The sequence below is a fragment of the Gordonia jacobaea genome (genome assembly GCF_965344965.1).
Classification (GTDB): domain Bacteria; phylum Actinomycetota; class Actinomycetes; order Mycobacteriales; family Mycobacteriaceae; genus Gordonia; species Gordonia jacobaea.
In genome coordinates this window covers 1,095,709-1,121,919 of sequence record NZ_CBDRLS010000001.1, presented here as the reverse complement: position 1 = coordinate 1,121,919, position 26,211 = coordinate 1,095,709, and the positions used below count along the sequence as shown (strand labels likewise).

Below are 26,211 nucleotides of genomic sequence, written 5' to 3'. Positions count from 1 at the left end.
ACGGTCTCGAGCGCACGGTCGACGGTCTCGAGCGCCCAGTCGGCAGTCGGCGGTCAGGACTCGGCGAGCAGCTCGCGGACGCGCGGGATCACCTGTGTCCCATAGAGTTCGACGCTGCGCATGAGGGCGGGGTGGGGGAGTGTGCCATGTGAGTACTTGAGGTCGAACCGGCTCAGGCCCAGCGCCTTCGCGGTGCGTGCGATCTTTTGCGCGACGGTTTCCGGCGATCCGACGTAGAGCGAACCGGCGGGTCCGGTCGACTGGTCGAACTCGATGCGCGTCGGTGGTGGCCAGCCGCGTTCGGCGCCGATGCGCCCGACGGTGACCCGGTAGTGCGGCCAGAGGTCGTCGCGCGCCTGCTCGTCGGTCTCGGCGATGTGCCCGGGGGAGTGGACGCCGACGGGAAGGTCGGTCGGCTTCTCGAGCTGTTCGAGAGCGCGACGGTAGAGGTCGACGTACGGCGCGAAGCGCAGCGGGTCGCCACCGATGATCGCGAGCATCAGCGGCAGCCCGTAACTGGCTGCGCGGACCACGGACTCGGGGCTGCCGCCCACGGCAATCCATGTCGGGAGCGGCGGATTCTCCAGCTTCGGATACACCGTCTGGTCGCGCAGCGGTGGTCGCAGCGCGCCTTCCCAGGTCACCGGCTCACCCGTGCGCAACTCGGCGAACAGTGACAGCTTCTCGGCGAACAACTCCTCGTACTGATCGAGTTCGAACCCGAACAGCGGGAAGGATTCGGTGAAGGAGCCGCGGCCGAGGATGACCTCCGCGCGCCCGGACGAGATCGCGTCGACCGTCGAGAAGCGTTCGAACACCCGGATCGGGTCGTCGGAGCTGAGGACGGTGACTGCGGAGCCGAGTCGTATCCGCTCGGTGCGCGCGGCGATCGCGCCGAGGACGACGTCGGGCGCCGAGATCGCGTAGTCGTCGCGATGGTGTTCGCCGACCCCCAAGAAGTCGACACCGACCGAATCGGCGAGGACGGCTTGGTCGAGTACGTTGCGGATCGTCTGCGCGTACGAGATGGTGTCGCCGGAGTCGTCGACAGTGACGTCGCCGAACGTGTCGAGTCCGAGTTCGATGGTCATATGTCTCATCATGCCGGACCTGCCTAATGGCCCGGGTGAGTGAAAGACATTTTGTGGAATTGGTGAATTCGCAGCTCGCGCTTACAGCGCTCGGGATTGCATGTACCGTCATCCACGGCCAATAAGGCCGATTCCCGCCAAGCTAGGAGAAACCGAAATGTGGGAAGGCTTCTGGAACTTCCTGTGGACGATGGTCGTGATCTTTGCGTTCGTCGCCTACCTGATCGTGTTGTGGTACATCATCGCCGACCTCTTCCGTGACCATAAGTCTTCGGGGTGGGCGAAGGCGATCTGGGTCATCTGCCTGATCATTTTCCCGTACATCACGGCGATCGTGTATCTGCTCGCCAAGGGCAAGGGTATGCAGGAGCGTGCGCAGGCAGCCGCCGCCGAGTACAAGAAGGAATCCGACAGCTACATCCGTAACGTCGCAGGCACCTCGCCCGCGCAACAGATCGCGGATGCAAAGTCGCTGCTCGACTCGGGAGCCATCACACCCGAGGAGTTCGAGCACCTCAAGTCCAAGGCCCTCGCCTCGAGCTGAGTTTCGACAACATGCAGTAAGTGCCCGCCCCGAACTCGGGGCGGGCACTTTCGCGTGCACCTCGGTGCTGTTCGAGAAGGCCGGCAGGCTACGTCGATGACTCCGGCGTGACGGCGTCGCCGAAGGGATCGTTGGTGTGGCCGACGAGGTCGTTGACCGAGTCCAGGATCAGTGTGGGGCGGTAGGGATATTTCTCGACGGACTTGCGGGTGGAGATTCCGGTGAGCACCAGGATCGTCCGCATTCCCGATTCGAGGCCCGCGATGATGTCGGTGTCCATGCGGTCGCCGATCATCAGCGTGTTCTCCGAATGCGAGCCGAGGCGTCGTAGCGCCGACCGCATCATGATCGGATTGGGCTTGCCGACGTAGTAGGGCTCGCGGCCGGTCGCCTTGGAGATCATGGCGGCCACCGCGCCGGTCGCCGGGATCGAGCCGTCGTGCGAGGGGCCTGTCACGTCGGGGTTGGTGGCGATGAACTTCGAACCGCGCTCGATCATCCGAATTGCGCTCGTGATCGCCTCGAACGAATACATGCGCGTCTCGCCGAGCACCACGTAGTCGGGGTTGGTCTCCGTCGTCACGAACCCCTTCTCGTACAGCGGCGTGGTCAGCCCCGATTCGCCGATGACGAAGGCGGTGTCGCCCTGGTCCTGTGACGCGAGGAAGTCGGCTGTCGCCATTCCCGATGTCCAGATCGATTCCTCGGGAATGTCGAGGCCGATCTGCAGCAATCTGGCGTGTTGGTCACGTGCCGTGCGGATCGAGTTGTTGGTGAGAACGGAAAAGGGAATGTCGTTGTTGCGCAATTCCGCGATGAATTCGTCTGCGCCGGGTACGAGGTGTTCCTCGTTCGTCAGCACGCCGTCCATGTCCATGAGAAACGTCCAGCCCATGACTCTCACCCTACGGTGAGCTTCGTGATGATTATCGCGAGATGTGGCGGACTGTTATTGGTCCGCTACCTCTCAGACGATTCCCGTTCACGCATGTCGGACGTCGTTGCCGACGCGCCACAACGGGTTGACGGGGCCGTGCCCGGCTCCCAGCGGATAGGCCGAACGCAGGCCGCGGGTAACCCACTGCTTTGCGAAATCGATGGCGTCCGGCACGGCATATCCATGCGCGAGAGCGCACGCGATGGCCGCTGCGAGTGTGTCGCCCGCGCCGTGATCGTGCGGGGTGTCGACGCGAGCTGTCGCGAACTCGAGAAAGTCGGTGCCGTCGTACAGCAGGTCGGGACTGAGCGCACTGGAGCGCAGGTGGCCACCTTTGACCAGTGCCCACTGCGGACCCAACCCATGCAATTCGACGGCGGCCTTGCGCTGCGACGCCGCGTCGACGACCTCGATGCCCGTCAGCAGTCGCACTTCGTCGAGATTCGGTGTGACAACCGTGGCAAGAGGAAATAGTCTGCGCCGCAACACATCCAGTGCTTCGTCGGCGAGCAATTGGTCGCCGTGCATCGACGCACAGACCGGGTCGACGACGAGCGGGGTGTCGCCGCCGCGCCCGATGCCGAGTTCCACGCAGGTATCGACGAGGGCGTCGATGATCGGTCCCGACGCCAGCATGCCGGTCTTGACGGCACTCGTCCCGATGTCGGTCACGACACTGCGGATCTGCGCCGCGACCGTCTCCGGATCGATCTCTTGAAAGCCGCTGACGCCCACCGAATTCTGGACCGTCACCGCGGTGACCGCGACGAGTCCGTGTAGTCCGAGCAACGCGAAAGTCCGCATATCTGCTTGGATTCCGGCGCCGCCGCCGGAGTCCGAACCCGCGATGGTCATCACCCGGACAGGTGTGACCCCCGGTTCGGTGGTGGGCAACAGTGGTGTCGTCATGATCTGCTTGCGGCTCCCGATGTCGCATCGATCGGCAGGTAGACGCGGTTGCCTGCGTCGGCGAACTCGGCGGACTTCGCTGCCATCTCCTGCTCGATTCGTCGGTCGATGTCTTCTGCCGTCACCAGATTGTGCTCTTCTGCATAGGCCCGCACGTCGGCGGAGATACGCATCGAGCAGAACTTCGGGCCGCACATCGAGCAGAAGTGAGCCGTCTTCGCGGGTTCCGCGGGGAGGGTCTCGTCGTGGTACTCGCGTGCCGTGTCGGGGTCGAGTGCGAGGTTGAACTGGTCTGTCCAGCGAAACTCGAAGCGCGCCTTGCTCAAAGCGTCGTCGCGTTCCTGAGCTCGCGGGTGGGCTTTGGCGAGATCGGCTGAGTGGGCCGCGATCTTGTAGGTGATCACACCGACTTTCACGTCGTCGCGATCGGGTAGCCCGAGGTGCTCCTTCGGGGTGACATAGCAGAGCATGGCCGTCCCGGCTTGCGCGATCATCGCCGCGCCGATCGCGGAGGTGATGTGGTCGTATGCGGGCGCGATATCGGTGGCGAGCGGGCCGAGGGTGTAGAACGGCGCCTCCTCGCACAACTCCTCTTCGAGGCGCACGTTCTCGACGATCTTGTGCATCGGGATATGACCCGGACCCTCGATCATCACCTGCACGCCATGGGATTTCGCGATGCGGGTCAACTCTCCGAGCGTGCGCAGTTCGGCGAACTGTGCCTCGTCGTTGGCGTCGGCAATCGAGCCCGGACGCAGTCCGTCGCCGAGTGAAAAAGTGATGTCGTAGCGCGCGAAGATCTCGCACAGCTCGTCGAAATGCGTGTACAGGAACGACTCTTCGTGGTGGGCGAGGCACCACGCAGCCATGATCGACCCACCGCGCGAGACGATTCCGGTCACCCGGCGAGCGGTCAGCGGTACGTAGCGCAAAAGCACGCCCGCGTGCACCGTCATGTAGTCGACGCCCTGCTCGGCCTGTTCGATCACGGTGTCGCGGTACATTTCCCACGTCAGCTTGGTTGGATCGCCCTTGACCTTCTCCAGTGCCTGGTAGATCGGCACAGTCCCGACCGGGACGGGGGAATTGCGCATGATCCACTCGCGGGTGAGGTGGATGTCGTCGCCGGTGGACAGATCCATGATCGTGTCGGCGCCCCAGCGCGTCGCCCAGACCATCTTCTCGACCTCTTCCGCGATGGAACTGGTCACCGCCGAATTGCCGATGTTCGCATTGATTTTCACCGCGAACGCCTTGCCGATGATCATCGGTTCGGACTCGGGATGACGATGGTTGGCCGGGATCACCGCGCGTCCGGCAGCGACCTCGCTGCGTACGAGTTCGACGTCGACGTTCTCGCGTGCGGCGATGAAGCGCATCTCGTCGGTGACGAGTCCTGCTCGTGCCCAGGCGAGTTGGGTCGACGCTCCGTCGACCGGGTCGGGACGGTGCCACTCGTCGCGGGTGCGGGCGAGGCCTGCCTCGACGTCGATCACGGCGGTGGAGTCGGTGTAGGGCCCCGATGTGTCGTAGACATCGAGGTGCTCGCCGTTGGTGAGGTTGATGCGTCGCTGCGGAACCCGTAACCCGTCGACGTCGGCGTAATGCTTGGTGCTGCCCTCGATCGGACCGGTTGTCAGGATGTCGGAGTCGACCTTGTACGCGGAATTGCTGCCGCCGGATACACGTGTGCCCATGAGATTCTCCCTACGCCGGCATTACCCGGACAGGTTCATGCGGTCAGCGGCCGCCTGCCGCCATCTCAGCCCTCGGTTACGTGAGAGCCCCCGCGTTGATTCGGTTGTGTGCAGTTCACTCTACTGGCTTGCTGCTGTTGCGTCACGAAACCGGGGGTAGCCCAACGCGAGTTCCTAACTTAGGATTGCCTTACCAACATACAGGGCGCTGTTCGAGCTCGCGACGATCCGGAAGGGTGCAACAGCGATGACGTTGGTGGAGATCGTAGGTCTGCAGAAGGATTACGGGGAGGTGCACGCGCTTCGCGGAATCGACGTCGAGATCTCCGAGGGAGAGGTCCTCGGCCTGTTGGGTCCCAACGGCAGCGGCAAGACGACGACCGTCTCGATCCTCGCGACGCTGCAGCGTCCGACCGCCGGGTGTGCACTCATCGCCGGACACGACGTCGTCGACGACGCGGCGAGGGTGCGCGAATTGATCTCTCTCACAGGGCAATACGCATCGCTGGACAACACCCTGTCCGCACGAGAGAACCTCGTCATGTTCGGCAGGCTCACCGGCCTGTCGTCGGCCGAGGCGAAGGGCTCCGTGGCACACGTGGCGGAGGCGTTCGGACTGAGCGAGTTCGTCGATCGTCGAGTGTCGGCGTTGTCGGGTGGCCAGCGCCGCCGGGTCGACATCGCGTGCGCACTCGTCACGCGCCCGCGGGTTCTGTTCCTCGACGAACCGACAACCGGACTCGACCCGCGTAGCCGTGCCGCGGTGTGGGAAACGATCGCGGCGCTACGAACCGAGGGCATCACCGTGCTGCTCACGACGCAGTATCTCGAAGAGGCCGATAATCTCGCCGACAACATCGTCATGCTCGATCACGGCTCTGTGGTCGCTCGCGGAACCCCCGAGCAGCTCAAACATCAAGCGGGATCGGCGATCTGCGAGATCACGCTGCTCGACGCAGCCGATGTGACACGGGTGCGGACCGCGCTGGCCGACCACGAATTCCTCGACGCCGCGACGTCGGCGCAGTCGCGTCCGGTCCTCGTCGTCGAGGCGCCGGGAGAACTCGACACTGTCGTCGCCGTCGCGTCGACGCTGCGCGCCGAAGGGGTGGGCGTCTTCGACATCGCGCTTCGCCGGCCGTCGCTCGACGAGGTGTTCCTGCAGTTGACCGACGAGAATCGCACTGCCAGTGAGGAAGTCGTGCCATGACGATCTCCGCGGAGCGAACGGCGGTGCGTCGGGGCGCGGCGCCACGCACGTCGGTCGGTTGGTCGACGGCATACGCTGTGCTGACCAGGAGGAGTCTCGACTCGTCGATCCGCACCGGGTTGCTCTTCTTCGCGATCGGCTCGCCGATCGTGTTCTTCACCTGCTTCTACGTGCCGCTGCACTCTCGCTTTGAACGCAGTGGCGTCGACTACGCGCAATACGTTGTGCCGCTGGTCATTCTGCAGGCCGCCATGTTTGTCGCCATCATTTCGTGTGAGATCGCGGGCGAAGAGGCGACCGGCGGTATGCGGGAGCGGCTGAGTTCGCTGCCCATCTCTCGCCTGACACCAGGGGCTGCGCGCATGACGAATGCTGTTGTGCGGATGTGTGTCTCGGCTGTATCGGTGTCGCTGTATGCGTGCGTGTTCGGCTTCAGGCTGCGCGGGAGCATCGTCGAATCGATCGGGTTCTTCGCGCTCGCAATCGTTTTCGCGCTCGCACTGAGCATGATGGCCGATGCTCTGGGTAGCGCCGCCACACACGCCGAGAGCGTTGGGCAGATGCTGATGATTCCGCAGCTGTTGCTCGTGATGTGTTCGACGGGCCTGGTGCCTGCCAATGCTTTTCCCGGGTGGATTGAGCCTGTCGTCCGCAATCAGCCCGTGTCGGTGTTCGCCGAGGCAATGCGCGCGCTCTCGACCGGTGCCGACGTCCAGACCGGGCCTGTCGTCGGGTGGAGCGTCGGACTGTTGGCCGTCGGAGCGCTGTGCTTGGCGCTGGCCGCACGAAAGGGGGAGCAGCGATGAGCGTCGACATCTCGCCGCGCGGTGCAGAAGGGCGCGGCGCGGCCGGAGCAGTGGAACGCAGAGCAGTGGATCGCAGGGCAGTGGGGTGGGGCGTCGGGGCGCGGGTGCTCGCGTCGACGCTGCTGCGGACGTGGTCGCGCGACCCCGGGGTGCTCATTCAGGCAGTCGTCTTTCCCGCCTTCCTTCTCGCGATGTTCCAGCTCGTGCTCGGCCGGATCACCACCGCCATCGGTGCCGGTCAGAGCATCTATGGCTACACCGGGCTCGTCGCGTTGGTCGGCGCGATGTTCGGCACGCTGATGACGGGCATCTACCTCGTGTCCGAGCGTGAGTCCGGGGTTCTCGGGAGGCTGTGGACGCTGCCGATTCCGCGGTCGAGTTTCCTGGCCGGCCGTGTGTTCGCAGAGATGGCCCGCACGTTGCTGGGCACGGTCGTGTTGTTCGGGGTCGCGGCGCTCATGGGATTTCGGTTCACCCAGGGGTGGCTCGCCGGGATCGGCGCGGTCCTGGTGCCGGTGGTCTTCGGTATCGGATTCGTCTTCGTGGTCATCGCGATCGCGACTGTCGCGCAGAAGTCCGTCGTCGACCATCTCGGGGTTCTGTTCTTGCTGATGCTGTTCTTCAACACGGGGTTCGCGCCGATCTCCGAGTACCCGGGATGGCTGCAGCCCATCGTGCGGTATCAGCCGATGAGTCCGGCGATCGACACCATGACCGGGTTGACCGAGGGCGGCCCGATTCTGGTTCCGTTCTGCCTCACCGTCGGATGGGCGGCGGCATTTGCGGTGGTTTTCGGCGTGCTTTCGATGCGTGGTTATCGACGGGCCGTCGAACGTGGTGCCTCGTAGCGAGCCGTCGACTCCCTGTCACAGGCGGGTGAACCGCAGACGAACGTTTGCCATGGATCTGTCTCGATACCGGCGATCTCGACTCAAAGTCCTTGAACCTACGCTCCCGCAGGTTACGATGTGACTGCGATCACACACCGTCGTGCCCGGAGGGGAACCGGACGCAGCAATCAGTGAGCTGTGTAGACGCTGCGAACGAGCCTGAAGAGGGGATGGACGAGCCATGCATCGGAAGAATCATCAACGGCCGACTCAGTCGGCGCGGTCGATCCTGCAGCAGATAGCGCAGGTCGTGCACAACCCGACGCGTGACAGATTCGAGCTGTGGGTTGCCGGTGACCTGGTGGGTGTTCTCGGATACTCGAGCGAGACGGTCGACGGCGAGACAACACTGACCGTTCTCCACACGGTGCTCTACGACGAGTACACCGGTCACGGCCTCGGTACCGGCCTGACGCGCAGCGTGATCACCTACGCCAGAAGCCAGGGCGCCCGGCTACGCCCGGTGTGCACCTTCACCAAGCACTATCTCGACGGCCATCCGGGGGTTGTTCCGCTCGCTCCCGCCTGAGAGCCGATCCCGAGAGCGGAGCCGGGCCTGCCCCCGCAGACCCGGCCCGATGAACTCAGCGCCCAGACGTCAGCGCCTGCTCTGAACCACGCCAACGATCCACAGCAGGATCACCGCGCCGAGAACCGCGGTGAAGAGTGTGAACCACCAGCCGCCGGACGCGGTGTCGACGAAGAAGCTCAGCAGGAAGCCGCCGATCAGTGCGCCGATGATGCCGATGACGATGTTCATCAAGATGCCGGAGCCGCCGCCCTTGACGATCTTTCCGGCGATCCATCCGGCAATGGCGCCGATGATGATGTAGCCGATCCAGCCGACGCTTGTCGTCGTCGTCGATCGTGCGAGTACCTCGGTTGCAGCGAGAATTGTCATGACCGACTCCCTATTTAGTGGTTCCCCGTCTGTCTGCAGGGGTGCTGTCAACGTAACCCGGTGTGGCGCGGTGCAACAAGCGTTCCGTCACATGCGTGGCAGTGGGTCGTTTGCCTCAGAGTAGTGGCCGTCACCGGCGGAGAAAATGGTCGTCACCGACGGTAACGACGGTGACGCCAGCTCGACGCCATCCGGTGATCACATCGCGTCGTCGGCTCGCCGACGTTTCGAGCAGTGTGGCAAAGGTGCTGCGCGGCACGGCAACGTCGCGATAGTGGTCGCGGAACCGTAGCTGCGACGTCGCGAACCAGCCGAATGCCTCACGGTCGGCGGTGAGCAGGCGGTCGGCGTCGACGATGTCGGTGAGGTATCCCGCGGGTTTGGAGGTGTGGTTGTCGGAGTCGTCGAGTTCGCGCATGCACTCGTCGAAGGCGTCGGCGTTGTGGCCGAAGTAGTCCGGAAAATCCCATGCGCGCGCATAGGTTTCGTAGAGACCGCGCAGGGTGGTCATCGTTCTGCCGGTCACTTCACGGAACTCGTACGACGACGGCGCGCTCGGTGGTCGGCTACCAACCCAGAGTCCGACGGCGGGCCCTTGTCGGGCTGCGTCGTCGAGGAAACGCGCTAAGGGAATTCCGGTGTCGGAGATGTTGTCGCCTCCCGTGCTGGGTGTCATGGTTTGCGGCTCACAGGTTGGCGGTCATCGGTTGGGGCCTCGGATCTGGACGAAGGTGTTGTAGTGGTCGGCGGTGTACCACGCGGAACCGTCGCTGCCCGTCACGATACGTTCCGCGTCGCGGCTCCTCCCCGCTTCGCGACGGTTGACGTCCCACTCGGTGTAGGTGATCCGTTTACCCGACGACGTCTTCTTCGGCAGCAGGCCCTCGAAGTTCCCGAAGTTGGTCCCGCCCTTGGTCCCCGACGCGTCGTCTGGCGGCCACTTACCGGCGTCGATGAGCGACAGCGTCTTGGTCACCTGCGCCGGAACCGATGCCGCCGCGGTCGGTGCCACCGTGGTCCGAGAAGCGTTGCCGCCCTGAGAAGCCGTGCCCGACTGCTTCTTCGACGACGGCTTCGCGGTGGATGACGTCGACGAGGCCGAATGGGTGGCGGAGCTCGAGTCGTCGGATCGGTTGATCAGCCACGTCGCCACGACGACGAGCCCGATGACCACCAGTGCGACGACCGACGCCACCGCTTGTCGACGACGCTGCGCGACCGTCGGTTTGCGTGCAGACATCAGGTCACCGACTCGTAGTGCGAGGTGTGGTGCAAGGCGAATCCCCTTCTGCGGTACCAGCGTCCGGCAACAGCGTTGTCTGCTTCGACTTGCACGTACGCCGACTGCGCACCGTGCGTCACGCCCCACGCCATCAGTCGAGCGAGCACGGCGTCGGCGATATGGCGCCGACGGTGCGCCGGGTCGGTCCACAGCGCGGTGACTCCGAGCCACGCGACGCCGGACGGCGACGAGGTGACGGCCGCTCGCCCGGTTGCGATCAGCGAACCGCTCTCGTCGACGACCGTCGCGAACGTCATCGGGCCCTGCGCCGAACCGGCAACCGCGGCAACGAGATCTGTGTCAGTACCGGGGCGGTACGACTGTGCCCAACGCGCGCTCGGCGTCGGAGCGAGTTCGACGTCGATTTCTGTCGAGGTTGTCGGGAAATCACTTGCGCTACTGGCGGAGTCGTCGAGGTCGCGGGTCAGGATGTGCACGGTTGGGCTGGCGGGTTCGCCCCCGACCGTGCGAGCGGCGATCAATCGCTCGGGAAGCGCGAGCAGGACGGGTAGTCCACGTTCGGCATACCAGGATCCGATGGCGTGCAAGGTCGGCGCATCCGCGTGTGCCGAACGGTCCAGTGGCACAGCAGAATTCGCGCGACGGGAGAATCCACCACCCGCACGCGCCAGCCAGCCGCCGATCCACGTCGACTCGACGCCCGGCCACGCGAGCGCCGCGGCATGCTCGAGGTCACGGATTGCACTGTTGCGCACAGGTTTTGCCGACAAGAGACGGATCGACACCACCGACTCGAGGGGGATGGACTCGACCTTTCCGTCGCGCTCGATCAGCAGCGTCGAGTCGAAACTCCCGGTATCGGCGCGTTCCACCAGAAAACCCGTGACATCGGACATCGTGGGCGCCGCCGCCGACGGGGGAGCCGGGTTCGGTGAGTGCCGCCAGTCGGCGGGCGCGGCGTCGCCGAGCAGATACCGCACGACGACGCGGTCGCCGGGGTAGGCGTCGGCGGGCAGACGTGCAGGGCGCAGACCGGCCGGGTCGCGACCCGAGGGTTGCTCGCTCATCGCGTGTCCCGTCGGTGGGTCAGTCGTCGTCGTCGTGGCCGAACGGGTCGGCCTGCTCGCCGGGAATCCAGGTCAGCCCCGGGATGCCCCACTTGTGCTTCTTGATCGCCTTCTTGGCCGCGCGGGCGTTGCGTCCGATCAGGACGTCGACGTAGAGGAAGCCGTCGAGGTGTCCGGTCTCGTGCTGCAGCATTCGGGCGAAGAACCCGTTGCCCTCGATCACCACCTCGTCGCCGTTGCGGTCGACGCCGGTGACCCGCGCCCACTCGGCACGGCCGGTGGGGAACTGCTCGCCGGGCACCGACAGGCAGCCCTCTTCGTCGTCGTCGGGATCCGGCATGGTTTCCGGGATCTCCGACGTCTCGAGGACGGGATTGATCACCTCGCCCCGTCGCCGCGCCGAGGCGCGACCCGCCTCGCCGTCGGGACAGTCGTAGACGAACATCCGTTTACCGACGCCCACCTGGTTGGCGGCGAGGCCGACGCCGTGCGCGGCGTCCATGGTCTCGTACATGTCGTCGAGGAGGGTGACGATCTCGTCGGACGGACGACCGGCGTCGTCGAGTTCGACCAACTCGGTCTGCTGGTGCAGGACCGGCTCGCCAACGATGCAGATCGGAAGCACAGACATGAGTGAAAAGCCTACTGCGCGCGGATGACGTCGACTGCCCTGGGCCTTGCGTGATCGGCTCGGTAAGAGCGACTCGACCGGGCGAGTCACACACGGTTGACGGCTTGCGGGCGTGGTTAGATGGTCACGAACCACATCGGTGTCATTCGACGGTCAGCGCACTCGTAGCCCGAGTTCTGTCACCGGGGTGGTACGCCGATTGACCCGGTCGAGGAGCCGACGCGGGTAGGGCCGGAGGCGAGCGTGAGGGAGCAAGATGGACGGCGCAGCAGCGCGTAGTCGCAAGCACGGTGATCAACCCGAGAACGCACCCCAACCGACAACGCAGAGCGCGGCCGGACAATCCGTCGATCCTCACGAGGTGGGTCCGGATGGTCTGTCGCGACGCGAGCACGACATCCTGGCGTTCGAGCGGCAGTGGTGGAAGTACGCGGGGGCCAAGGAAGAAGCGATCAAAGAGCTGTTCGGATTGTCGGCCACGCGTTACTACCAGGTGTTGAACGCGCTCGTCGATCGCCCGGAGGCGCTGGCTGCCGACCCGATGCTGGTGAAGCGTCTGCGGAGGCTGCGGGCATCGCGTCAGAAGGCCCGTGCGGCGCGGCGGCTCGGCTTCGACATCACGTAACGCTGAGCGCGGTTGCCCGCCGCGTGTGCGTTAAGGTCATCGGTGATGAATGCTGATCGCGAGCCCAATCGCCTTCCCTTGCGGGCGGGGGCCATGTTGCTCCTCGCGGTGGCTGTCGTGTTCGTCGGACTCGGCTGGCACTCCGCGGCGACCTCTGGACAAAGTCCGGACGAAGACCTGCGCGAGGCCCAGGCGAGCGTCGCCACCACGACGACCCCCGCGTCGTCGTCTGCCGCGAATGCCTCGACGAGCGAGCGTCTCTGCGTGATCAACGCGGGTTCGGTCTCTGGTCTCGCGTCGGAGGTCACTGACGATCTGAAGGCCAAGGGATTCAACACGGCCAGCCCGGCGAACTACGACGGCGGCAGCTTCACCGAGAACACCATCCTTTATCGCGACTCGTCGCAGAAGGCGGACGCGGAGAAGGTGGCGACCGCGCTGGGTTCAAACCCCAGCGTCGAGCAGCGCCCGTCGTCGTTCACGATGTGCCGGGACGGTCTCGCGGTGGTGGTGGTCACCCGATGAGTTCTGACGCGGCAAGACTTTTCATCCGACTTTGTTCACCCGACGGCCCAACGGATCTCTAGGAGCTTTCATGACCGGCAGTTCGACACTCGGCTCGAAGACCCTGCGCAGCGTGCTCGCGCTGGGTGCTGCGGGCGCCATCGCCGCGGCGCTTGCCGGCTGTACTCCCGACGAACCGCGGTCGGACACTCCCGGCACCACCCCGTCGGTCGTGACGGGTAATCAGGCTCCCCCCGGATCCGTCGACGACGCCGACGGCATCCCGAACTCGTCCAAGGAGTCGGCGACCGCCGAGCTCAAGGACACCAAGGGCGAGACCGTCGGCACCGCGACGTTCACACCGAGCGGGTCGTCGCTTCGCGTCGACGTCAAGGTCACCAACGGCATCGCGGCGGGCTTCCACGGCATGCACATCCACGAGAACGGCGTGTGCCAGGCGAGCGGCTCGACTCCGTTCTCGTCGGCGGGCGGTCATCTGCAGGTCGACGGCCGTACGACTCATCCGTCAAGCGGCGACCTCGTGTCGATCAACGTGCTCGCCGACGGCACCGGCGAGACCGTGACCACGACGGACTCGGTGAACCTCAATCAGGTCGCTGGTAAGTCGATCATCATCCACGAGAAGCCCGACAACTTCGCGAACATCCCGACTCGCTACGCACCGGCGCCCGACGCCGACACGATGAAGACCGGCGACGCGGGCTCACGCTTGGCATGCGGCGTCATCACCGTCGAGGGCTGACGCGACACCGGTACCGGTCTGACCGGCACCGGTCTGAGCGGAAGGCCTGATCGATGCCGAAGATCATCCCGATCGAGTTCTCCGGTTCGCCGACGCCGACGCTGGGTGTCGAGTGGGAGTTCGCACTCACCGACAAGGTGTCCGGCGATCTGTCGAACTCGGCGGCGGAGCTGTTCACCGAGGTCGGTCGTCGTGCCCCCGACCGTGCGGGCAAGGTTCACAAGGAGTTGCTGCGCAACACCGTCGAATTGGTGACCGGTGTGAGTACGACGACGCGTGAGGCGATCGACGACCTCTCGGCGACACTCGACGTCGTGCGGTCGATCACCGACGGACTCGGAGTCGACCTGTATGGCGCGGGCACGCATCCGTTCGCGGAGTGGTCGACGCAGTTGCTCACCGAGGGACACCGGTACGCGGAGTTGATCAATCGCACCCAGTGGTGGGGCAGGCAGATGCTGATCTGGGGTGTCCACGTGCACGTCGGCATCGACCGACGCGACAAGGTGTTACCGATCCTGACGTCGCTGCTCAACTACTACCCGCACCTCCTCGCGCTCTCGTCGTCGTCTCCGATGTGGTCGGGTCAGGACACCGGCTACGCGAGCAACCGCGCCATGATGTTCCAGCAGTTGCCCACCGCGGGGCTACCGTTCCAATTCCAGACGTGGCACGAGTTCGAGGCGTTCGTCGCCGATCAGAAGACCACGGGAATCATCGACCATCTCAACGAGATTCGGTGGGACATCCGTCCCTCACCGCACCTGGGCACCATCGAGGTGCGGGTGTGCGACGGGATGACGAACCTGGTGGAGCTGTCCGGGATCGTCGCGCTCATCCATTGCCTCGTCGTCGATCTCGATCGTCGGCTGTCGGCGGGTGAGGAACTGCCGCACATGGCGCCGTGGTTGGTGCAGGAGAACAAGTGGCGGGCCGCGCGTTACGGCCTCGAGGCCATCGTCATCCTCGACTCCGATTGCGATGAACGACTCGTGACCGACGACCTCACCGTGCTGCTCAAACGACTCGAGCCCATCGCCGAGGAACTCGGGTGCATCGATGAATTGGCGCGCGTGGTCGACATCGTCGATCACGGAGCCAGCTATCAGCGGCAGCGCAGCGTCCACGAGCGCACCGGTGACATGCGCGCCGTGGTCGCGTCAGTGGTTTCAGAACTGGATTGAAAACCCGCGGGTGACGCTGCCCGCGGCATTCTCGGTTGTCGCGAAATCACGTTTTGCGTACATAGCGTGCGTGATCGATTTTGGCGTTGTCATCGGTTTCACTTCTCGCTTTGCGGTCGGCAACCGGCACAATCAAGGGGTCGCCTTTAAAACCCTCTGAAGGAAATCAGCCATGCATGCTGTTGTGCCCTTGTCGAGTCCTGCCCCGAACATCGCCGGCCCGCTCGATCCAATCGTCGTCCCAGACGCGACGAGCGATGCGACGATGGTCGTCGCATCGCCGACAATCGTCCCCGACCTCTGGCGCCAGTACCTCGACGGCGCTCACGCCGCGTACTCCGCTCGTGGCGTCGACGATGCGCTCGACTACGACGCGATCAGCGACGGCTCGAGTACCACGCTGTTCTGCGCGGTGCTCGATACCGCCGGGGGCATCGTCGGTGGCCTGCGTGTTCAGGGACCGTACACGCTGCCGCATCAGTCGCATGCCGTCACCGAATGGGATGGCCAACCGGGGCAGTCGGAGCTGATCAGAGCGATCGGCGCGCGCCTGGCGGGAGGCCTGATCGAGGTGAAGTCGGCGTTCGTCGATCCGACGTCGAGCGACGCGGCGGCAGCCGCGGGCTTTCTTGCCCGCACACCGTTGATCGTGATGGCGGCCACCGGCACGCGACACATGCTCGCCACCGCAGCCGACTATGTGCTCGCCAGGTGGGAATCGGGTGGCGGTCGGGTTGATACCGACATTCCATACACGCCGTATCCCGACGAAAGGTATCGGACGCAGGCAATGTTCTGGGACCGCGACCTACTCGCACGTCATGCGAAACCGTCGGTGTGGCGAACAATGTGTACCGAATTCAGGCAAATTTCCCACACATTCGACGCTGGATCCGTCGACGTCGCGTGAAACACATCACCGACGCTATTCGGAAGTGAGCGGCCCGCTGGTCTTCGGTCGTTCACTCGTGCTCTCGCTGAAGACCGCGGCGAACACGTCGGGGGTCAGTTCGTTCCACTGCAATTCGTGGTACTCGCGTTGCGCCAGAATCATGCGCTCGATGTCGAGGACGTAGCGTCCGGACATCACCGGACGACCGCACACGATGTTGCGCGCGGCCGCGGCCGCGATACCACCCGACATTGCCGCGGTGGAGCCCAATTGCGGCCAGGAGGCGAGACTTCGACCGACCTGACTGGCGGAGAACGCCATTCGCGACGTCAGATTGTCGCCGACGATCGCCATGGCCATGTCGAGGCGCTGCACCGGGTCCGCAGCGTCGGCGGCGCTGAAGTTCTCGCCGCGTCCGTGGAAGATCGGGTACTCGGGATCGAGATCGTATCGTTCGATGTCGAGCATCACGTTCTCGCCGATGTCGGTGACGCTGACCACCGGAATGCGCGCCGCGCGTGCCCGACGACGCATGTCGATCTTCATCGCGATGTCGTCGATCTCCTCGATGATCACCGAGACCGGCTTGCCCGTCGCCACCCCGAGGAAGGCGTCGGCGACGTCGGTCGAATAGCCGTGCACGAACTGTGTCACCGACGAGTACGGGTCGCCCTCGAGGATGCGTCGTTCTGCGATGTCGACCTTGGCGAGCCCGACGTCGCAGATCGAGGTCGTCATGCGGTTGAGGTTGGTCGGTGAGAGTCGATCGGAGTCGGCGATGTGGAAACTGCGGGCACCGGTCAGCGCGCACGACGCCAACGCCGACGACCCGACGGAAAGGCCTGCGACAGCGACCGTCGCGTCGCGCCACGCCTCCTGCTCGGAAGTGGTCAGCAGGAATCGGTTGCGCGCGGTCTTGAGCCGATAGAACAGCTCGGCGTCGGGCATCCGGACGACCGTGTTGCGCCAGTCGATCACGACGTACCGTGTTCGGTCGTCGATGACGGCGGGATCGCCGAAGTCGACGAGGGTGTCCGGCGCCGGCCCCGGCTCGACATGCTCGAGCGCATCGAGCGCGCGAAGCTCTTCGAGCGCAGCGGGCCACATGTCGACCAGTTCGCGACGTGACGCGTCGGTGAGCTGCGCGATCCGCGCGGCGTCGTAGTAGGGGTGCAGGATCTCGATCATCGACTCTCTCCTGTTCCACTCTTTGCCGATGACCGTGGCAGTCACGGAGTCGGGCGGTGTGTCGGGTCCAGACCTCGCCGGAGCCGGGGTCGGTGCCGTACCGGCCTGCGCCGCCTTCATGTCGTCCGAGTGCCCATTGACCTCGGCGATCGAGGAGACGACCGACCGGTTTCTACCAAGGTGTTTTGCTGCGTAGAGGAGATGGTCGGCGGGAGCGATGAGCTGGTCGAGGCTCCGCGAGGTCAGCGTGGAGTCGCCGTCGTGGAGTTCGGCGGGGTCGGCGGTCACACCGCCGACGCTGATCGTGACTCCCGCGTGTGCATGCACCGTCAGACACAGCCGCGCAGCGATGTCGCGCAGTTGTGCCTCGTCGTCGACGGCCATCAGGATGGTGAACTCCTCGCCGCCCGTTCTCGCGACCAGAGCGTCGTCGGGGACGTTGTTGCCCAGCATGGTCGTCACGTCGACGAGGATCGCGTCGCCCGCGGCGTGACCGTGGGCGTCGTTGATGCGTTTGAAGTGATCGATGTCGATGACGAGCATCGCGATACGTCTGCCCGTGCGGTTCGCGGCGCGGAAGATCGGTGTGGCGCCGTCGAAGAGACCGCGTCTGTTGAGAGCGCCGGTGAGAGGGTCGGTGATGCTCAGTCGTGCCTGCTCATCAATCAACGACGACAGCGTGCGACGCAGCATCGTGACCATGATCGTCGGGACCGCGATTGCCATCAGCACCGCGCCACCACCGACCGCGAAATCGGTCACCGACGTGGCGCGTGCGGCCATGACCCCACATGCGAGAGCCATTGCCGCGACCACGAAACCGACAACGAGATGCTGTGGCGACGCCATGGCGGTGAGTGCGGGCACCGCAGCGATGAGGACGAGTACCGCGATTGCCGAGCCGTTGTCGGCGATTACCGCCGCAGAAGCCGCGATGCCCAACATTCCACCGAAACCGTCAAGCGTGAACTGCTGATCACTGAGCTTGCCGGCGCGGATAGTGAGCGCGACCGAGAAGAGCGTGAAAACCCCGACGAGTGCCAATACCCAGTGCGTACCAGGCAAGAGAAAAGAATCCGACGCGAGCCCGAATGCGATGAGCGGGACAGCGCCGACCTGGCTGCACAGCATCGCGAGCGAGCGCTGATCAAACCGCTGCGCCACCGACGACACTTCTCACCTCCGCGTGTGCTCTTCGTTCGCGCAGTCGGGCGCGAGGACGAATCCCCTACATGATTGTGACCGAACACTGTGTAGCGTGCGACGCTTCACAGGCGATTGTGACGAGATCAGTCGATATCGCCGCGGTCCAACCGTTCTTTGGCGATCAATCCGTCCTGGGCACGTTGTTCCTGATATACCAGTCGCCCGATTCTATGCGCGATGACCGGTGCAGTGATGATGGCGAAGAGGCCGGCGAGAATCAACATTCCGACGTCGACGTTGTCGCCGAGTTGGATGATCGCGCCGAGGAGGATTTGCAGCAGTCCGAAGGTCTGAGGTTTGGTCGCCGCGTGCATCCGGCTCAGGGTGTCGGGGAAACGGAACACGCCGAGCGCCGCGGTGAACGCCATCAACGCGCCGAGGATGAGGAAGACCGAGCTGACGATGTCGACGATCATGGTCGTTGCCCCCTCACGTCTGGTCGTCCCGGACTCGGAATCGGGCGATCGCGATCGACCCGACGAAGCTGAGTAGTGCCAGCGCCACGACGCCGGGCACCACGGTGGTGTCGCCGCTGTAGGCCGCCCACACCGCGAGACCGCACATCGCGAGCGCGATGAGAGTGTCGAGGGCGACGAGACGGTCGAGAGTTGTCGGTCCCATGAGCGCGCGGGCAGCGGTGAGCACGGCTGCGACGAGCAGCAGCGTGGCCACGATCACCCAGACGACGCTCATTGGTTCTGCTCCGCTTTGATCGACGCCCGCTCGGCGGTGCGCACGTGGTGATAGTCATCGTCGATGCCGTGGTACGGACTCGGGTGCCATTCGCTGTCACGCTCGAAGGCCTTGATGAACATCCGCTCGACGAACGCGATCTGCCGGTGGAACGCCCGCACCTTCTTGTCTGAGCGGACATCGAAGACGTGCACGTAGATCAGCCGTCGACGATGGTCGATCTCCAGCACCATCGTGCCGGGCACCAGATTGAGATAGTCGACGGCGAGGGTGAGCACCATGTCGGATTTGATTGCCACCCGCACCCGGATGACCGCTCCGAGTGGGCGATAGCCGGGTCGGATCGCGGCCCACGCCACCTGCGCGCTCGACACGAAGAAGTCGACGATCAGCCGTGCGATGAGCCAGAGCACCGACACGGGGTGGATACGGCCCTCGACCGGAACCCGCGGCAGCGGCAGCACGATGGAGATGACCAGCGCGAGCACGACGCCACCGATGATGTTGGCCCATGACACCGTGCCCCACAGCAGCACCCAGACAAAGGTGAGCCAGGCGAGGACCCACAGGCGGACTGCCAGTTCACGGCCGTCACTCGCGATTCTGCCGGGAAGCCGGATGTGTTCGCGAAGCCACACGAATACCCGGACGGTGTTCCAGAAGATGAACAGCAGCGTCACGCGCCACGCATTGACGAGGAACGATCTCACGGGTCCCTTGCCGGGCGCGCGTACCGCCCCGGAGCTGCGGCGCCGGGGGTCTTGATTGCCCTGGTCCTGGCTCGTCATCTGTCACCTCCCAGCACGCTGACGATGTAGTTGTCGCGGTCGGATATGTTGTCGGCCGCGCTGTCGGTGAAGCGCAGGATCGGGCCAGCCCAGAAGGTGAGCACGAGACCGGCCGCGACCATCAGCGCGGTCGGTACCACCATCGACGTCGGCATGCGGCCGACGTCTTCGCGGTCGTCGAAGGAGATGTCGGCACGCTCGTCGATGAGGGCAGACGGAGCGCTGTCGGCGAGCTCGCCCTCGGGAGCGTCGGCACGCGGTCGCCAGAACGCCTTGGTCCACACGCGGGCCATCACGTAAAGGGTCAACAGGCTGGTGATCACCGAACCAGCAACCAACAACCACGCGAGCACCGACCCGTCGCGAGTGCCCGCCTCGAGCAACCCGACCTTGCCGATAAACCCGGAGAACGGCGGGATGCCGCCGAGGTTGAGGGCCGGGATCAAGAAGAGCCCTGCGAGCAGGGGACTCGCGATCAGACCGCCGAGCCTGCGCAACGACGCAGAGCCCGCCTGTCGTTCGATCAGGCCGACGACCAGGAACAGCGTCGTCTGCACGAGGATGTGGTGCGCGACGTAGTAGATCGCCGCGGACAGTCCCAGTCGCGACGACAGCGCGATACCGAAGATCATGTAGCCGATGTGCGAAACGAGTGTGAATGACAGCAGGCGCTTGATGTCGGACTGCGCGATCGCACCGAAGATGCCGATCAGCATCGTCAGCAGGCCCGCGACCATCAGGATCGAATCCATCGATCCGCCGGGGAACAGCAGCGTATGTGTGCGCATGATCGCGTACACACCGACCTTGGTCAGCAAGCCGGCGAACACCGCGGTGACCGGGGCGGGAGCCGTCGGATACGAGTCGGGCAGCCACGACGACAGCGGGAACACGGCGGCCTTGATGCCGAATGCGACGAGGAGCACCGCGTAGAGCGCGTTGCGGGTGCCCTCTGCCACGGTGTCGAGTCGCAGTGCCATCTCGGCGAGGTTCAGCGTGCCGGTGGTCGCGTAGGCGAACGCGATGCCCGCGAGGAAGATCAGCGACGAGAGCATCGACACCATCACGTACGACGCTCCTGCACGCACGCGCTCTCCGCTGGCACCGAGCGTGAGCAGCACGAAGCTCGCCGACAGCAGGATCTCGAACGAGACGAACAGGTTGAACAGGTCGCCGGCGAGGAATGAGTTGCAGACGCCCGCGCACAGGATCAGATAGGTCGGCAGGAAGATCGACACCGGCTGCTGCGACGTGCCGTCGCGGATACCCTGCCCAATGGCGTAGCTCACCACGCACAGCAGCACAACCGTCGAGACCACCAGCATCAACGCCGCGAGCGGATCGACGACCAACGTGATCCCGAGCGGTCCGTTCGGGTACCCCTTCGACCCCCACCCGCCGATATGGACCGAGAACGTCCCGTGTTCGTCGGTGAGGTAGAGCATCATGCCCGACGCAACAAGTGCGGTACCGATCGCGACGAGAGCGACAGCACGCTGCAGGATGGGGCTTCGACCGGCGAGCAGCGTGATCGCGGCACCGAGCAGCGGTACGAGAGTCGGCAGCGTGATGAGAACCGGAATCCACGAGGGCTGGGGGATCATCGATCGTCTCCCGGCTGCGGGGGATCACGCGGGTCGGCCGTTCCGGGATAGGGCTTGTCCGGATCCTGCAGATCGTTGCCCAGCGGCCACGTCATGTCGACGACGTCGAGGCCGGCCTCTGCGAGTTCGTCCTCCTCGCGCGAGACCTCGTCGATGACGTCGTCATCGTCTGGCATGAGGTCGGTCTCGATCTTGGTCCGGTGCAGTGCGGCGTACTCCTCGGGTGTCAGTGGGTTGCCTTCGTCGTCGAACAGGTCGCCGAGTGGTGTGTCGGCGCCGGTCTCGGGGTTGTCGCTGCGGTCGCGGTCCGGTGCGGTCTGCAGGTTCGTGTTGAGGACCTTGCGATCCTCCACGTCGTCTTCGAGGTCGTCGTCGTCTCGGTTGAGGACGAACAGGCGGTAGACCATCGCGAGGATGAACGCGGCGACACCCATCGTGATGACGATCGCCGTGAGGACCATCGCCTGTGCGAGAGGGTCGGCGTCCTGCGTGCGGTGATCCGACGTCCTACCGAGGATCGGCGGGTTTCCCGGAGGTCCCGCGAGGGTGATGATCAGCAGGTTGATGCCGTTTCCGACGAGCAGCAGACCCAGCAGCATGCGGATCAGGCTGCGTTCCATGAGCAGATACGAGCCGCAGGCGGCGAGGATCGCGACGATGACGAGGAGTCCGAGATTCACGCTCATCGGCTTGCCTCCCCGGGTACGCGCATGATGGTGCCTGCCGGGATCGAGGTCTCGACGTCGAGACGCGCGCCGAGGCTGCGCAGGATGTCGAGCACCAGGCCGACCACGATCAGGTAGATGCCGAGGTCGAAGAACAGTGCGGTGACGATCTTGATGTCGCCGAGCAGCGGCAGCGTGACCTTGAGGACCGCCGACGACAGTGCGGGCGCGCCGAGCAGCATCGATGTCGCCGCGGTGCCCGCGGAGATCAACAGTCCTGTTCCGAGGAACTTGCCGGGTTCGATGGGTAGCGCCTCGCCGAGTTCGTAGCGGCCGCCCGCCAGATAGCGCAAGACGAGTGCCAGTCCCATCGTGAGGCCACCCGCGAACCCTCCGCCGGGAGCGTTGTGGCCCGCGAAGAAGAAGTAGATCGAGAGCACGACCATCGTCGGGAAGATCAGACGCGTCGTCGCCTCGAGCACCATCGACCGGTGGCGTGGGTCGCGGAACTCGCTGCCGCGCAGCCACGTCGTGCGATCCGGCGGGATCGGGTCGTCGTCTTCGTCGTTCTGGCCGTTCGGGTTGCCGTTGGGGCCATTCGCGAGCATGCGTGCGGCGTCGGACACGCGCGGCGCGGCACCGAACCTGCGGTTGCGGAACACCATCGACGCGACGCCCGTGGCTGCGACGATGAGCACGCTGATCTCGCCCATCGTGTCCCACGCGCGGATGTCGACGAGCAGCACGTTGACCGCGTTGGCGCCGTGGCCCCACTTGTACGCGGCTTCGGGGATGTCGACCGAGACAGGCTGTGAGTTGCGCGCGGCCGCGGCGAACAGGCCGATGACCACGAGGCTGACGCCGACCGCGGCGCCGATGAGTGCGCGGACCGCCTTGAACCCCGTCGCGTGGCGCGGCTCGGGTTCTGCGGGCAGCTTGCGCAGGACCAGCACGAAGATGACGAGGGTGAGCGTCTCGACCAGGAACTGGGTGAGCGCGAGGTCGGGGGCGCCGTAGAGAGCGAACAGCACTCCGCAGCCGTAGCCCGTGACACCGACGATCAGTGTTGCGGCGAGTCGGTTGCGCAGCAGGACTGCCGCGATCGCCGCGGCTGCCATGATCCCACCGATCACCACCTCGATCGACGAGTCGAATCCGCGCGGCGAGAGTCGATCACGTGCACCGAGGAACAGCACTGTGACGGGCAGGATGATCGCGGTGCACATGATCACGCCCTGCGTGATGGGCAGCGAACCGCGCTGGGTGTTGCGGGTCAGTGTCAGCGAGAGAGAGTCGGCCGTGCGCAGCGTGGCGTCGTAGATGCGGTCGGCGTTGAGTAGCGGGCGGTAGCGGAACAGCACATCCCGAAGACGTCGGATCAGCATGAACAGTGCTGCGCCACCGACGATGACGATGATGGAGAAGACCACCGGCAGCCCGAAGCCATGCCACATGGCCAGATGTTCGATCTTGTGGCCGTACGACGGCAGGGTCTCGGCGTAGGGCTCGAAGGCGGTGCCGATCAGCGGGCTCAGGAAAGCGGTGACGACACCGAGTACCGCGAGGATCGCGGGTGGCGTCTGGAACGCGACCGAGGGCGGATGCATCTGTGCGACGACGCGGCTCGGGAGCTGGCGCACCTTGCGACCGAACGCGCCCCACAGGAATCGCGTCGTGTACGCCATCGTGATGATCGACCCCGCCAGCAAGACGTAGTCGACGGTCTCGGCCTGCCAGTGCTGCAGCGATCCGGTATCCCAGATCGAGGCGAACGCGGTCTCCTTACCGACGAACCCCATGGTGAACGGCAACCCGGCCATGCTCGCACCCGCGATGGCGGCGATGAGGGCGAGGACGGGCAGACGGTGGCCGAGCCGGGCCAGCTTGCGGATGTCGCGTGTGCCTGTCGAGTGGTCGATGATGCCGACGACCATGAACAGCGCGGCTTTGAACATCGCGTGCGCCACCAGCATCGCCAGCGCGGCCATAGCGACGTTCGCGTCGCCCATGCCGAACAACACGGCGAGGAAGCCGAGCTGCGACACAGTGCCGAACGCGAGGATGAGCTTGAGATCGAGTTCGCGAAGCGAGCGCCAGCCGCCGAGCAGCATGGTGAAACAGCCGAGCCCGATCGTCATGACCTGCCAACTGGTGAGCCCGGAGAAGCCGGGAGCCAACCGCCCGATCAGGTAGATGCCCGCCTTCACCATCGCTGCGGCGTGGAGGTATGCGCTGACCGGTGTCGGCGCGGCCATCGCGCCGGGCAGCCAGAAGTGGAACGGGACGATCGCGGACTTGCTGACGGCGCCGATCAGCACCAGCACGATCGCGACGTCGACAAAGATGCCGCTCGACGGCGGGTGCGCCACCAGGTCGGAAAGCAGATACGACCCGGTTCGTTCGCCGAGCATGATGATGCCGACGAGCATCGCGAGTCCGCCGAGGGTGGTCACGAGTAGTGCCTGCGTCGCGGATCTGCGCGAGGTGGCGCGGACGTGATAGAAGCCCACGAGCATGAACGACAACACCGTGGTGAGCTCCCAGAAGATATAGAGCATCAGCATGTTGTCGCTGGCGACGAGTCCGAACATCGCCGCGGCGAACGCAATCATCTCGCCGCCGAAGATGGCGACCCGTGGGCGAGCGTCGTCGAAGTAATTGGCGCAGTAGCAGAGCACCAACGCCCCGACGCCGAGGATCAGCACCGACATGATGGCCGTGAGCGTGTCGAAACGCATCACGAAATCCATCTGCAGCGTCGGGGCCCAGGTGACCGTCTCGACGCGAGGAGGATCGTGCGCGTGTGGCCAGTTGAACAGGACCCAGATCAGTCCGCCGAGCGGAGCGAGCGCGAGTACGTAGAAACCCCTGGTGCCGAGCGCATGAACGATGGCGGGTGCGATGAGCGCACACACGGCCAACGCGGCCAACACCGAGATCAAAGGGCACTCCGTCTTTCGTCGTCTGGCGGGGTGTCACGGAGCAACTGCCCGCTCGACTATCTTACCGTTGCAGTCATGTCCCGCTTAGTCAGGTTCACAGTCGTTCTGCTGACGTGCACGCTTGCGCTGGTCATCGGTGCTTGCGGGTCCGACGAGGACAGCGGTCTCAAAGGAGTGGCACTACCGTCTGATTTTCCCTCCGATCAGGTTCCCCTGATCGACGGAACGGTGCTGACTGCGTCGGGTAATGCGACCAAGGGCTGGTCGGTGACGGTCCAGGCACCCGCGGGCGATTCCGGCGTCCTGGACACCGCGGTCAAGAAGTTGACCGACGCCGGCTACACCGAGTCGCAACGAACGTCGCAGAACGGACAGTCCGTCGTGGTGCTGACGGCGGATAAGGCAGGCAAGACGTACTGGGTGAGCGCGGGTGTCACCCCTGCCGCCGCGTCCGGCGGGTCGTCGGTGTTCTACACGATCACGACGAGCTGAGGTTCACAGCCGACTGCCAGAGAGCGGGCAGTCGGACGCAAGGGATGCCACGCACCGTGGACGGCACTGTTGATGCGTCGCGCACGCGCCGAACGTCGGCGCTGGTCGACGACGCACCCGAACGCAGGGAGTCCCCACGATGTCCGCACCCACCACCGGAGAACACTCGACGAACCCCGAGTACCCGACGAATCCCGATCACCCGACGAATCCCGATCACCCGACGACCGATCACCTGACGCCAGGGCAGTCGGCCTGGCAGGCGGAGGCGCCTCCGGCCGGTGACTCTGCGCAGCCACGAGCCGACCAGGTGCCGCCGAAGGTCAAGAACGCGATCATCGCAGGAGGGATCGGGCTGGCGGTCGGGTTCGGACTGCTCGGCTTCGGCGCCGGGTACGTCGTGGGCCACGACAACTCGTCGGGCCAGAGCCAGATGCGCGGCCCCGGGATGAACGGCGGCGGCATGAACGGGGGCGGCATGAACGGGGGCGGGATGCCCGGCATGAACGGTGGTGGCATGAACGGTGGCCAGATGCCCGGCATGAACGGCGGCACGGGCCAGAACGGGCAGCTTCCCAACGGACAGCAGGGGCAGATGCCGAACGGCCAACTGCCGAACGGCCAGCTGCCGAATGGCCAGCAGGGCCAGACCCCGAACGGCCAAACCCCGAACGGGCAGGTGCCCAACGGCCAGCAGGGTCAGACCGGGCAGGCAGGCACCCAGACCAGTTGAACCAGA

28 protein-coding genes and 1 riboswitch are annotated in these 26,211 nt (G+C 65.1%); of the genes, 12 read left to right on the top strand and 16 right to left on the bottom strand.

Annotated features, from left to right (window positions below; genetic code table 11):
* Positions 1–53 precede the first annotated feature (53 nt).
* Complete coding sequence (locus ACRVY7_RS05200; protein ID WP_431816231.1) at positions 54–1,091, bottom strand: LLM class flavin-dependent oxidoreductase; 1,038 nt, start codon at positions 1,089–1,091, stop codon at positions 54–56.
* Positions 1,092–1,248: 157 nt separating this feature from the next.
* Between ACRVY7_RS05200 and ACRVY7_RS05195 the strand changes: the two genes are divergently transcribed.
* A complete protein-coding gene (locus ACRVY7_RS05195) occupies positions 1,249–1,635 on the top strand; it encodes an SHOCT domain-containing protein (RefSeq protein WP_431816230.1) in 387 nt (128 codons plus the stop codon).
* Positions 1,636–1,723: 88 nt separating this feature from the next.
* On the opposite strand, the gene ACRVY7_RS05190 is transcribed toward ACRVY7_RS05195, so the two are convergent.
* From ACRVY7_RS05190 to thiC, 3 genes are all read right to left on the bottom strand, one after another.
* Entirely contained in the window at positions 1,724–2,530 is an 807-nt protein-coding gene (locus ACRVY7_RS05190) for an HAD-IIA family hydrolase (RefSeq protein ID WP_197494480.1), read from the bottom strand.
* Between the two features lie 87 nt (positions 2,531–2,617).
* On the bottom strand, positions 2,618–3,481 hold the full coding sequence (gene thiD, locus ACRVY7_RS05185) for a bifunctional hydroxymethylpyrimidine kinase/phosphomethylpyrimidine kinase (RefSeq protein ID WP_431816229.1): 864 nt from the start codon (positions 3,479–3,481) through the stop codon (positions 2,618–2,620).
* Positions 3,478–5,178 carry a phosphomethylpyrimidine synthase ThiC gene (thiC, locus tag ACRVY7_RS05180; RefSeq protein WP_431816228.1) on the bottom strand — a complete coding sequence of 567 codons (1,701 nt, stop codon included), beginning with the start codon at positions 5,176–5,178 and terminating at the stop codon, positions 3,478–3,480. Before thiC ends, thiD begins: the two co-directional genes overlap by 4 nt.
* Positions 5,172–5,282: riboswitch (TPP riboswitch) on the bottom strand. It overlaps the preceding gene by 7 nt.
* A 143-nt stretch (positions 5,283–5,425) precedes the next feature.
* Here thiC and ACRVY7_RS05175 point away from each other — a divergent pair.
* The 4 genes from ACRVY7_RS05175 (at position 5,426) to ACRVY7_RS05160 (ending at position 8,613) form a co-directional block, all read left to right on the top strand.
* Positions 5,426–6,388, top strand: coding sequence for an ATP-binding cassette domain-containing protein (locus ACRVY7_RS05175; protein WP_431816227.1), 963 nt, complete (start codon positions 5,426–5,428; stop codon positions 6,386–6,388).
* Complete coding sequence (locus tag ACRVY7_RS05170; RefSeq protein ID WP_431816226.1) at positions 6,385–7,194, top strand: ABC transporter permease; 810 nt, start codon at positions 6,385–6,387, stop codon at positions 7,192–7,194. The genes ACRVY7_RS05175 and ACRVY7_RS05170 overlap by 4 nt, the downstream gene beginning before the upstream one ends.
* Positions 7,191–8,042, top strand: coding sequence for an ABC transporter permease (locus tag ACRVY7_RS05165; protein WP_431816225.1), 852 nt, complete (start codon positions 7,191–7,193; stop codon positions 8,040–8,042). Before ACRVY7_RS05170 ends, ACRVY7_RS05165 begins: the two co-directional genes overlap by 4 nt.
* A gap of 223 nt (positions 8,043–8,265) precedes the next feature.
* A complete protein-coding gene (locus ACRVY7_RS05160) occupies positions 8,266–8,613 on the top strand; it encodes a GNAT family N-acetyltransferase (RefSeq protein ID WP_049697561.1) in 348 nt (115 codons plus the stop codon).
* A 69-nt stretch (positions 8,614–8,682) separates the two neighbouring features.
* On the opposite strand, the gene ACRVY7_RS05155 is transcribed toward ACRVY7_RS05160, so the two are convergent.
* The 5 genes from ACRVY7_RS05155 to ACRVY7_RS05135 form a co-directional block, all read right to left on the bottom strand.
* Positions 8,683–8,985: a GlsB/YeaQ/YmgE family stress response membrane protein gene (locus ACRVY7_RS05155; RefSeq protein WP_049697562.1), complete on the bottom strand. Its 303-nt coding sequence runs from the start codon at positions 8,983–8,985 to the stop codon at positions 8,683–8,685.
* Between the two features lie 130 nt (positions 8,986–9,115).
* Positions 9,116–9,661, bottom strand: a complete 546-nt coding sequence (locus ACRVY7_RS05150) for a barstar family protein (protein ID WP_082937885.1) — start codon at positions 9,659–9,661, stop codon at positions 9,116–9,118.
* A 24-nt stretch (positions 9,662–9,685) separates the two neighbouring features.
* Positions 9,686–10,225: a guanyl-specific ribonuclease gene (locus ACRVY7_RS05145; protein WP_431816224.1), complete on the bottom strand. Its 540-nt coding sequence runs from the start codon at positions 10,223–10,225 to the stop codon at positions 9,686–9,688.
* Entirely contained in the window at positions 10,225–11,295 is a 1,071-nt protein-coding gene (locus ACRVY7_RS05140) for an N-acetylglutamate synthase, CG3035 family (RefSeq protein ID WP_431816223.1), read from the bottom strand. Before ACRVY7_RS05140 ends, ACRVY7_RS05145 begins: the two co-directional genes overlap by 1 nt.
* Positions 11,296–11,314: 19 nt before the next feature.
* Positions 11,315–11,926: a peptide deformylase gene (locus tag ACRVY7_RS05135; RefSeq protein ID WP_431816222.1), complete on the bottom strand. Its 612-nt coding sequence runs from the start codon at positions 11,924–11,926 to the stop codon at positions 11,315–11,317.
* Between the two features lie 256 nt (positions 11,927–12,182).
* Between ACRVY7_RS05135 and napA the strand changes: the two genes are divergently transcribed.
* The 5 genes from napA to ACRVY7_RS05110 all read left to right on the top strand — a co-directional run bounded on the left by napA (position 12,183) and on the right by ACRVY7_RS05110 (position 15,912).
* A complete protein-coding gene (gene napA / locus ACRVY7_RS05130; protein WP_049697566.1) occupies positions 12,183–12,551 on the top strand; it encodes a nucleoid-associated protein NapA in 369 nt (122 codons plus the stop codon).
* A 45-nt stretch (positions 12,552–12,596) separates the two neighbouring features.
* A complete protein-coding gene (locus ACRVY7_RS05125; protein ID WP_431816221.1) occupies positions 12,597–13,076 on the top strand; it encodes a LytR C-terminal domain-containing protein in 480 nt (159 codons plus the stop codon).
* A gap of 70 nt (positions 13,077–13,146) precedes the next feature.
* On the top strand, positions 13,147–13,818 hold the full coding sequence (gene sodC / locus ACRVY7_RS05120; RefSeq protein WP_431816220.1) for a superoxide dismutase[Cu-Zn]: 672 nt from the start codon (positions 13,147–13,149) through the stop codon (positions 13,816–13,818).
* Positions 13,819–13,871: 53 nt separating this feature from the next.
* Positions 13,872–15,002 (top strand): glutamate--cysteine ligase, encoded by a 1,131-nt coding sequence (locus tag ACRVY7_RS05115; RefSeq protein WP_049697569.1) that lies wholly within the window; start codon positions 13,872–13,874, stop codon positions 15,000–15,002.
* 172 nt (positions 15,003–15,174) lie between these two features.
* Positions 15,175–15,912: a hypothetical protein gene (locus ACRVY7_RS05110; protein ID WP_053117358.1), complete on the top strand. Its 738-nt coding sequence runs from the start codon at positions 15,175–15,177 to the stop codon at positions 15,910–15,912.
* Between the two features lie 15 nt (positions 15,913–15,927).
* Here the strand turns inward: ACRVY7_RS05110 and ACRVY7_RS05105 are convergent, their stop codons facing one another.
* The 7 genes from ACRVY7_RS05105 to ACRVY7_RS05075 all read right to left on the bottom strand — a co-directional run bounded on the left by ACRVY7_RS05105 (position 15,928) and on the right by ACRVY7_RS05075 (position 24,980).
* Positions 15,928–18,246 carry a diguanylate cyclase gene (locus ACRVY7_RS05105; protein WP_431816219.1) on the bottom strand — a complete coding sequence of 773 codons (2,319 nt, stop codon included), beginning with the start codon at positions 18,244–18,246 and terminating at the stop codon, positions 15,928–15,930.
* A 125-nt stretch (positions 18,247–18,371) separates the two neighbouring features.
* Positions 18,372–18,704, bottom strand: coding sequence for a monovalent cation/H(+) antiporter subunit G (mnhG, locus tag ACRVY7_RS05100; RefSeq protein ID WP_005206692.1), 333 nt, complete (start codon positions 18,702–18,704; stop codon positions 18,372–18,374).
* A 13-nt stretch (positions 18,705–18,717) separates the two neighbouring features.
* On the bottom strand, positions 18,718–18,981 hold the full coding sequence (locus ACRVY7_RS05095) for a monovalent cation/H+ antiporter complex subunit F (protein WP_049697570.1): 264 nt from the start codon (positions 18,979–18,981) through the stop codon (positions 18,718–18,720).
* Positions 18,978–19,769, bottom strand: a complete 792-nt coding sequence (locus tag ACRVY7_RS05090; RefSeq protein ID WP_431816218.1) for a Na+/H+ antiporter subunit E — start codon at positions 19,767–19,769, stop codon at positions 18,978–18,980. The genes ACRVY7_RS05095 and ACRVY7_RS05090 overlap by 4 nt, the downstream gene beginning before the upstream one ends.
* Entirely contained in the window at positions 19,766–21,373 is a 1,608-nt protein-coding gene (locus ACRVY7_RS05085; protein ID WP_049697572.1) for a Na+/H+ antiporter subunit D, read from the bottom strand. The genes ACRVY7_RS05090 and ACRVY7_RS05085 overlap by 4 nt, the downstream gene beginning before the upstream one ends.
* A complete protein-coding gene (locus ACRVY7_RS05080; RefSeq protein WP_049697573.1) occupies positions 21,370–22,059 on the bottom strand; it encodes a Na(+)/H(+) antiporter subunit C in 690 nt (229 codons plus the stop codon). Before ACRVY7_RS05080 ends, ACRVY7_RS05085 begins: the two co-directional genes overlap by 4 nt.
* Positions 22,056–24,980, bottom strand: coding sequence for a Na+/H+ antiporter subunit A (locus tag ACRVY7_RS05075; protein WP_431816217.1), 2,925 nt, complete (start codon positions 24,978–24,980; stop codon positions 22,056–22,058). The genes ACRVY7_RS05080 and ACRVY7_RS05075 overlap by 4 nt, the downstream gene beginning before the upstream one ends.
* Before the next feature lie 75 nt (positions 24,981–25,055).
* Between ACRVY7_RS05075 and ACRVY7_RS05070 the strand changes: the two genes are divergently transcribed.
* Positions 25,056–25,472 (top strand): hypothetical protein, encoded by a 417-nt coding sequence (locus tag ACRVY7_RS05070; protein WP_431816216.1) that lies wholly within the window; start codon positions 25,056–25,058, stop codon positions 25,470–25,472.
* Positions 25,473–25,611: 139 nt separating this feature from the next.
* On the top strand, positions 25,612–26,205 hold the full coding sequence (locus tag ACRVY7_RS05065; protein WP_431816215.1) for a hypothetical protein: 594 nt from the start codon (positions 25,612–25,614) through the stop codon (positions 26,203–26,205).
* The last annotated feature ends 6 nt before the right edge of the window (positions 26,206–26,211 follow it).

Excerpts from the sequence above, each read along its gene's own strand:
- ACRVY7_RS05110 (WP_053117358.1), top strand. The coding sequence starts at position 15,175 with ATGCATGCTGTTGTGCCCTTGTCGAGTCCTGCCCCGAACATCGCCGGC.
- sodC (WP_431816220.1), top strand. The coding sequence starts at position 13,147 with ATGACCGGCAGTTCGACACTCGGCTCGAAGACCCTGCGCAGCGTGCTC.
- thiD (WP_431816229.1), bottom strand. The coding sequence starts at position 3,481 with ATGACGACACCACTGTTGCCCACCACCGAACCGGGGGTCACACCTGTC.
- ACRVY7_RS05125 (WP_431816221.1), top strand. The coding sequence starts at position 12,597 with ATGAATGCTGATCGCGAGCCCAATCGCCTTCCCTTGCGGGCGGGGGCC.
- ACRVY7_RS05115 (WP_049697569.1), top strand. The coding sequence starts at position 13,872 with ATGCCGAAGATCATCCCGATCGAGTTCTCCGGTTCGCCGACGCCGACG.
- ACRVY7_RS05065 (WP_431816215.1), top strand. The coding sequence starts at position 25,612 with ATGTCCGCACCCACCACCGGAGAACACTCGACGAACCCCGAGTACCCG.
- ACRVY7_RS05085 (WP_049697572.1), bottom strand. The coding sequence starts at position 21,373 with ATGATCCCCCAGCCCTCGTGGATTCCGGTTCTCATCACGCTGCCGACT.
- thiC (WP_431816228.1), bottom strand. The coding sequence starts at position 5,178 with ATGGGCACACGTGTATCCGGCGGCAGCAATTCCGCGTACAAGGTCGAC.
- ACRVY7_RS05095 (WP_049697570.1), bottom strand. The coding sequence starts at position 18,981 with ATGAGCGTCGTCTGGGTGATCGTGGCCACGCTGCTGCTCGTCGCAGCC.
- ACRVY7_RS05155 (WP_049697562.1), bottom strand. The coding sequence starts at position 8,985 with ATGACAATTCTCGCTGCAACCGAGGTACTCGCACGATCGACGACGACG.
- ACRVY7_RS05070 (WP_431816216.1), top strand. The coding sequence starts at position 25,056 with ATGTCCCGCTTAGTCAGGTTCACAGTCGTTCTGCTGACGTGCACGCTT.
- ACRVY7_RS05135 (WP_431816222.1), bottom strand. The coding sequence starts at position 11,926 with ATGTCTGTGCTTCCGATCTGCATCGTTGGCGAGCCGGTCCTGCACCAG.
- ACRVY7_RS05165 (WP_431816225.1), top strand. The coding sequence starts at position 7,191 with ATGAGCGTCGACATCTCGCCGCGCGGTGCAGAAGGGCGCGGCGCGGCC.
- ACRVY7_RS05190 (WP_197494480.1), bottom strand. The coding sequence starts at position 2,530 with ATGGGCTGGACGTTTCTCATGGACATGGACGGCGTGCTGACGAACGAG.
- ACRVY7_RS05090 (WP_431816218.1), bottom strand. The coding sequence starts at position 19,769 with ATGACGAGCCAGGACCAGGGCAATCAAGACCCCCGGCGCCGCAGCTCC.
- ACRVY7_RS05145 (WP_431816224.1), bottom strand. The coding sequence starts at position 10,225 with ATGTCTGCACGCAAACCGACGGTCGCGCAGCGTCGTCGACAAGCGGTG.
- ACRVY7_RS05160 (WP_049697561.1), top strand. The coding sequence starts at position 8,266 with ATGCATCGGAAGAATCATCAACGGCCGACTCAGTCGGCGCGGTCGATC.
- ACRVY7_RS05175 (WP_431816227.1), top strand. The coding sequence starts at position 5,426 with ATGACGTTGGTGGAGATCGTAGGTCTGCAGAAGGATTACGGGGAGGTG.
- ACRVY7_RS05140 (WP_431816223.1), bottom strand. The coding sequence starts at position 11,295 with ATGAGCGAGCAACCCTCGGGTCGCGACCCGGCCGGTCTGCGCCCTGCA.
- mnhG (WP_005206692.1), bottom strand. The coding sequence starts at position 18,704 with ATGATCGTCGACATCGTCAGCTCGGTCTTCCTCATCCTCGGCGCGTTG.
- napA (WP_049697566.1), top strand. The coding sequence starts at position 12,183 with ATGGACGGCGCAGCAGCGCGTAGTCGCAAGCACGGTGATCAACCCGAG.
- ACRVY7_RS05170 (WP_431816226.1), top strand. The coding sequence starts at position 6,385 with ATGACGATCTCCGCGGAGCGAACGGCGGTGCGTCGGGGCGCGGCGCCA.
- ACRVY7_RS05195 (WP_431816230.1), top strand. The coding sequence starts at position 1,249 with ATGTGGGAAGGCTTCTGGAACTTCCTGTGGACGATGGTCGTGATCTTT.
- ACRVY7_RS05150 (WP_082937885.1), bottom strand. The coding sequence starts at position 9,661 with ATGACACCCAGCACGGGAGGCGACAACATCTCCGACACCGGAATTCCC.
- ACRVY7_RS05200 (WP_431816231.1), bottom strand. The coding sequence starts at position 1,091 with ATGACCATCGAACTCGGACTCGACACGTTCGGCGACGTCACTGTCGAC.
- ACRVY7_RS05080 (WP_049697573.1), bottom strand. The coding sequence starts at position 22,059 with ATGAGCGTGAATCTCGGACTCCTCGTCATCGTCGCGATCCTCGCCGCC.